Here is a 5541-nt window from a genome sequence, read left to right on the forward strand (position 1 = left end):
CGCATGCCGGTGTCATGCACGAGGTCGCCATGCAGTTCGACCAGCAGGCTGGAATTCTCTTTTTCCAACCATTTGAATTCCTGCAATTCGTAGGATTCGGCCTCGTTGCTGCCAAGCTCGAAGCCGCATGCCGCGATCACCTGGTTTGCCCTGGCCAGATTGGCGGGTTCGACCAGGATGTCGATGTCGGTGAAGGGCCTGTCGGCGACGTTGCGGTAGAGCTTTCGCGCGAAGACGGGTCCCTTGACGATCCGCGCCGGAATATTGTCCGCCGCCAGTCCCTTCATGATGCGGTCGCCATGATACTTCAACAGCATCGACTGGCCGGTGGCGATCGTTGCCTTCTGGCGCAGATCCTCCAGCTTGCCGTGCAGGTCGGCATCCGCTGGCAGCCGCGCGTCCCCGCTGAGCTTGCGCAACATGATCGGCAGCACGCCGTGAAACTCGGCATTGTCGAGCAGCGCCGTCAGCGTCTTTGCCGACAAATCTTCGCCGCCTGCCGCCGCCTCGGGGTCAGCGAAGCGCAGCAAGAGTCTTTCTTGGGCGGAAGTAAGCGGTGGCAGCATCAACCCAGCTAGCATTGCGAGCAAGTCAGGAATGGTTGCAGAAAAGCCTAATGTAAGCCAGCTTTTACATGCCCCAGCGCAGCGCCGCAGTGTGTACCGGCGCGTCCCAGAATGCGGTCGTCTCGTCGTCGAGCATGGTCAGCGTGATCGAGCAGCCGGCCATATCGAGCGAGGTGACGTAGGAGCCGACCAGCGAACGGGTCACCGTCACGCCATGCTTCTCGAAGATTAGCCGTGCGCTGTTGTACATCAGATAGAGTTCCATCAGCGGCGTGCCGCCGAAGCCGTTGACGAACAGCAGCGCCGGGCCTTTCGCTTTGTCGCCGAGATCGCCGAGGATCGCGGCGCAAATCTCCTGCGCGATCGCATCGGCGCTTTTCAGCGCATCGCGCCGGCGGCCGGGCTCGCCATGGATGCCGACGCCGAACTCCATCTCGCCGTCGCCGATATCGAAAGTCGGCTTGCCCGCCGCCGGCACGGTGCAACTGGTCAGCGCCACGCCCATCGAGCGGGTAGCAGCGTTGACGCGGTCGCCAAGCGCCTTCAGCGACGCCAGAGCCAGGCCATGTTCGGCCGCCGCGCCGACGATCTTTTCCACCACCAGCGTGCCGGCGACGCCACGCCGGCCCGTCGTATAGGAAGAATTCTCGACCGCGACATCGTCATTGGTCACGATCTGCTGGACGCCTTCCGACATTTCGGCCGCCATCTCGAAATTCATGACGTCGCCCTCATAGTTCTTGACGATGAACAGGCAGCCGGCGCCGGTGTCGACGGCCTCTGCCGCCGCCAGCATCTGGTCCGGTGTCGGCGAGGTGAACACCTGGCCGGGGCAGGCGGCGTCCAGCATGCCGTGACCGACAAAGCCGCCATGCAGCGGCTCGTGACCGGAACCGCCGCCGGAGATCAGCGCCACCTTGCCCGGCCGCAAGGTCTTGCGGCGGATGAATTTGTGCTCGTCGCCGAGCACGAGGATGTCGGCATGGGCGGCGACGAAGCCGTCGAGGCTTTCGGTCAGCACCGTGTCCACCGAATTGATAAACTTCTTCACGGCCGTCTCCTCCCGAAATAGGCCTTCCAAAGCAATTCCAGGAAAAGTGTATCGCGGTTTTCCGTCCGGAATTGCGTAAAACAAGAGTTCGATCAGCCACTCTTGCCGGTGATGCTGGTGATCTTTTGGATAAAATCGTTCACCGCCTTATCGAGCGCGGCGTTCTGCTTGTCGTCGCCGAAATCCGGCACGATCAGCGAGACATGCCGCGTCTTGCGCATGCCTGATGCGATCGACATCTTGCCTGGATGCGCCTGGTGATAGGCGGCGAGAAACTGGTCGCGCTCGGCCGGGCTGAAATGGCAGACGGAAAATATAGCCGGCAAATGTTTTGACGGAATCGGGATCGAATAGGCAGGACTGGAAATCTGCGTGACGAAGCTGCGGTGCTTGCCGAGCGCATCGGCCAGGCGCTGGCGCATACCGGACGGGCGCTGGTCGATGACCTGCGACAGGATCGTCTTGTAGGCGCGGATCGCCTCTTCGGAACCGGGTTCGGGTGTCCTGTCGACCATGCCGGCCGCGCCTAGACAGAAACGTCCGCGACGGCCGCCTTGGCCATGGCGAGTTGCGCCGGCGCGACGGAAAGATCGCGCAGGCCGGCCTCGATCAGTGACGGGATCGAGGCTGGATCGCCGGCTGCATCGCCGCACAGGCTGACCGGGATCTCTTCCCGCTGGCCAAACGCCGTCACGGCAGCGATCAGCCGCAGCACGGCCGGATGACGGACCGAATTGAGATGCGCCACGGCAGCGTTGTCGCGGGCGGCCGCCATGACATACTGGGTGAGATCATTGGAGCCGATCGAGAAGAAGGCGGCATCGGTAAAGGCTTCCGGTACGATCGCCACCGAAGGCACTTCGACCATGATGCCGAGCGGCGGCATGTTGTGTGCGACGCCGCGTGCGGCAAGTGCAGTCTGCTCTTCGGCGAACATCGCCGCTGTCTGTCGGTATTCCTCCACAATGGCGATCATAGGGAACATCACTTTCAGGCTGCCATGGACAGCGGCGCGCAGCAGCGCCCGGATCTGTACACGAAACACCTCGGGTCTTGCCAGCGACAGCCTGATCCCGCGCAGGCCGAGAAACGGATTGCTCTCCTCGACCGTAAAGCCGGGCACCGGCTTGTCGCCGCCGGCGTCAACGGTGCGGATCGTCACCGGTTTTTCACCGGCCCACTCCAGCACCTTGCGATAGGCGCGATACTGCGTCTCCTCATCCGGCAGCGTCTTGCCGAACAGGAATTCGGTGCGCATCAACCCGACTCCGTCGCAGGTCGTAATGTCGATGAGGTCGACATCGGACGGGTCGGCGATGTTGACCTGCACGCGCACCGCCGTGCCGGCCTTGGTCACCGCCGGTCGCGCCAGGAACGTCCCGGCCCGGTCGCTGCGCGCCCGGAATGATGAGGACGATTGGCGAAAAGCAGCGATTTCAGTCTTGGAGGGTGACAGCACAATGCCGCCATGTTCGGCGTCGAGCAGCGCTGTGCCGGTTAGACGAGCCAGCGAAGTGCCCAACCCGACAACCATCGGCACGCCGCGCGAACGCGCCAGCATGGCGACGTGGCTGGCGGTGCTGCCCGCCTTCAGTGCGATGCCGCCGCCGCGGCTCCAGTCGGTTTCGAGAAAACGCGTCGGCGCGATATCCCAGCCGTAGAGGATGGCGCCGGTTGGCGCCTGGACGTCGCCATCCTCGGACAGCGCCCGCAGCACCTGGTCCCTGATATCGCGTATGTCGGCGGCCCGTGCGCGGAAATAATCCTGGTCTGACGCGTCGTAGCCGGCAATCTCGGTATCAAGCGCTTGCCGCCAGGCTTTGTCGGCTGGCAGGCCGGTGCGGATCGCGGCAAAGGCCGGGCTGCTCAGCGCATCGTCTTGCAGCATGGCGATCTGAAACTCGAGAATGTCGGCGGCATCGCCCTCGGCCATCTCGCTCAATGCGGTGAGACGGCTTGTCGCGACGGCGATTGCGGCTTCGAGCGCGGCCTTCTCGTCGTCGGCTGTTTCTTTGCCGACATAGGATACGACAGTCTGGTCGAGGTCGAACAGTGGCCCCTCGGCATAGCCGGCCGAGGCCGAAATGCCTTGCAGTCTAAGCGGTTCGGACATGGTCCGCGCCTTCGTCGAAATCGCGCCGCACCAGTTCGACCAACGCGTCGACGGCATCATTGGCGCCGTCACCGCTGGCCCTGATGTGCAGCACGGTGCCCTTCGGCGCCTTGGCCGCCATCACCTTGACGATGCTCTTGGCGTCGAACCATGGCCCGTTGGCGGCGAGCGCGATCTCCACCTCGGCGGCAAAACTCTTGGCCAACTTGGTGAACTTCACCGAAGGACGCGCGTGCAGACCCACCTCGTGGGTGATCACAACGGTCGCTTCGGCGGATGCGGACATGTCTTTCAAAATTCCCGTTCGTTCACGACGGCGACAATTCATGTGCCGTCGCCACCACTTCCCGCAGCGAGGCGCCGCCGGAGGCCTCGGTCGCTGCCATCACCGCGCCTTCGACGATCGGCGCGTTGCAGACTATGATCTTGTGCGAGCGTGGCTCGCCGATCATCTCCACCGCCATTTCCGAGTTGGTCTCCGCGCCGCCGAGATCGACCAGAATGGCGACACCGGCTTCCGACCAGGCCTTGTCGATGGCGCCCATGATCGCCTCGACATTGGTGCCGAGCCCGCCATGGCCGTTTCCGCCGCACCATGCAAGCGGCACTTCGTCGCCCACCATCTGCCGCACCATGTCGGCCGTGCCCTCGGCAACCAGCGGCGAATGCGAGACGATGACGATGCCGACATTGCTCATGCGCTTTCCCCGAGGCTGTGCGCCACTGTGCGCACCAGCAGCGCGGTTGAGCGCGCGCCGGCGTCCATATGACCGATCGATCGGTCGCCCAGGAACGAGGCGCGGCCACGCAAGGCTTTCATAGGCACGGTCGCGTCGGCCGCGGCGTCGGCGATATCGGCGATTTCAAGAGCTGTCTTTCCCTGCAGCAGCGCGTCATGCACCGGCTGCAGCACGTCGAGCATGGTTTTTTGTCCGATCTGCGATTTGCCGCGTGCTGCCACAGCTTCGATCGCCTTGCCGAACGCCGCCGTCAGATTGGCGCGATCGGGTTTCGCCGAAATCTCCTTGCCGAGTGCCAGGAACAGGGTGCCGAACAGCGGGCCGGAGGCGCCGCCGACCGTCATCACCAGCTTGGTGCCGATCGCCTTCAGGGCATCGGGCAGCGGTTTGGCCGAAAATGCTTCGGCTTCGGCGCGCACGGCCTCGAAGCCGCGCTTCATGTTCAGCCCGTGGTCGCCGTCGCCGATCGCCTGGTCGAGCGCCGTCAATTCCTCGGCGTTCGCGGCGATCGTATCCGCGGCGGCCGCGATCAGCCGGGCAAGGTTCAACGCCGCCATGTCACCCGCATTCCCGGTTTCCATCTTGCCGGCAGTATCGAAAGAACGGTCATTCGACAACTGGAGCATACGTCAGGCCGCTTCATGCAATGCCGCGGCCGCCGCGAAGACTTCGGCCACCGCGTGAGCGCCGGGGTCGACCACACCTTGCAGCTTGCTGCCGACATAGGCCGACCGCCCGGCTTTTGCCTTGTCCATGGCGGCCGTGGCCTCGGCACCATGGCGGGCTGCTGTTGCCGCCTCCTCCAGGCCGTTCGCGTCGAGTGCTTTGAGCGCCGGCTCCAGCGCATCGACCATGGTTCTATCGCCAATTCTGGCGCCGCCATAAAAGGTCATCCGTTCAAGGCCGGCAAGCAACGCTCTGGGCAGGCTCGCGCCGCCGCCCAGAGCCTGCGCCGCCGCCGTGAAGAAGATCGACAGCAGCACGCCGCTGGAGCCGCCCATCGACGCGCTCAGAATGTCGCCTATCGCGCCAAGGGTGGCTGCAGGCTCGGCAAGCGGCAGCGTGTCGAGC

8 protein-coding genes are annotated in these 5541 nt (G+C 64.2%); all 8 read right to left on the reverse strand.

Annotated features, from left to right (window positions below):
• Nucleotides 1-566: nucleotidyltransferase family protein (locus tag EN884_RS23755; protein WP_164895123.1), on the reverse strand; the 566-nt coding region annotated here is incomplete at its 3' end.
• A 64-nt stretch (nucleotides 567-630) separates the two neighbouring features.
• A complete protein-coding gene (gene dhaK, locus EN884_RS23760; protein WP_027164278.1) occupies nucleotides 631-1617 on the reverse strand; it encodes a dihydroxyacetone kinase subunit DhaK in 987 nt (328 codons plus the stop codon).
• Between the two features lie 92 nt (nucleotides 1618-1709).
• On the reverse strand, nucleotides 1710-2132 hold the full coding sequence (locus tag EN884_RS23765; protein WP_013528088.1) for a hypothetical protein: 423 nt from the start codon (nucleotides 2130-2132) through the stop codon (nucleotides 1710-1712).
• Nucleotides 2133-2143: 11 nt separating this feature from the next.
• Nucleotides 2144-3730, reverse strand: coding sequence for a phosphoenolpyruvate--protein phosphotransferase (gene ptsP / locus EN884_RS23770; protein ID WP_063169894.1), 1587 nt, complete (start codon nucleotides 3728-3730; stop codon nucleotides 2144-2146).
• Nucleotides 3714-4016: an HPr family phosphocarrier protein gene (locus EN884_RS23775; protein WP_013528086.1), complete on the reverse strand. Its 303-nt coding sequence runs from the start codon at nucleotides 4014-4016 to the stop codon at nucleotides 3714-3716. The genes ptsP and EN884_RS23775 overlap by 17 nt, the downstream gene beginning before the upstream one ends.
• A 22-nt stretch (nucleotides 4017-4038) precedes the next feature.
• The gene (gene dhaM, locus EN884_RS23780; protein ID WP_013528085.1) at nucleotides 4039-4428 is read right to left on the reverse strand and encodes a dihydroxyacetone kinase phosphoryl donor subunit DhaM; all 390 of its coding nucleotides are present in this window, start codon (nucleotides 4426-4428) and stop codon (nucleotides 4039-4041) included.
• Nucleotides 4425-5027, reverse strand: a complete 603-nt coding sequence (gene dhaL / locus EN884_RS23785; RefSeq protein ID WP_063170451.1) for a dihydroxyacetone kinase subunit DhaL — start codon at nucleotides 5025-5027, stop codon at nucleotides 4425-4427. Before dhaL ends, dhaM begins: the two co-directional genes overlap by 4 nt.
• 72 nt (nucleotides 5028-5099) lie before the next feature.
• A partial coding sequence (locus tag EN884_RS23790) for a dihydroxyacetone kinase subunit L (RefSeq protein ID WP_128360763.1) occupies nucleotides 5100-5541 on the reverse strand: 442 nt, incomplete at its 5' end.

This window comes from Mesorhizobium sp. M7A.F.Ca.AU.001.01.1.1 (assembly GCF_004022735.1).
Taxonomy (GTDB): domain Bacteria; phylum Pseudomonadota; class Alphaproteobacteria; order Rhizobiales; family Rhizobiaceae; genus Mesorhizobium; species Mesorhizobium ciceri.